Raw genomic sequence first — 435 nt, 5'->3', positions numbered from 1 at the left:
TTAGTTCCATATCTGAATTTCCCAATAACTGAAGCCTTTAAATCGGGCTCTTCGCGATAAACCAGGCCATTTTCGGCAGTTGTGTATGATGAATATAGGACTTTGGCTTCAACATCATCTTTGAGATCCATAGATGAATGATTAATTTCATCATTATTTCTAAACTTTTCATTAGATCCCTGGCAAGCAAAAAATATTGCAAATATTATAAAGTAGATTTTAGTTCTCATAATTATTACAGACGGTTTGATTATAGTGTACTAACAGTTCAAAGAGTGAATATGCGTTAAACAAATTGTAAATTGCCACAATTAATTCATTCCTTTTAATAAATAGAAAAACAATATCAATTTATGGTTCGAACAGCATAATTCTATTTCCCTCTACATAAGCAATAAATTCTTTGTCTTTAATTCTTAAAAGAACTTTTTATTT

1 protein-coding gene is annotated in these 435 nt (G+C 29.2%); it reads right to left on the bottom strand.

Annotated elements, in window-relative coordinates; genetic code table 11:
• The coding region (locus tag E1171_RS00210) for a hypothetical protein (RefSeq protein ID WP_155202985.1) at positions 1 to 230 on the bottom strand (230 nt) is incomplete at its 3' end.
• Positions 231 to 435: the final 205 nt, after the last annotated feature.

Source organism: Xanthovirga aplysinae (assembly GCF_009711365.1).
GTDB lineage: Bacteria > Bacteroidota > Bacteroidia > Cytophagales > Cyclobacteriaceae > Xanthovirga > Xanthovirga aplysinae.
This window is presented reverse-complemented; position numbering and strand designations above follow the sequence as displayed.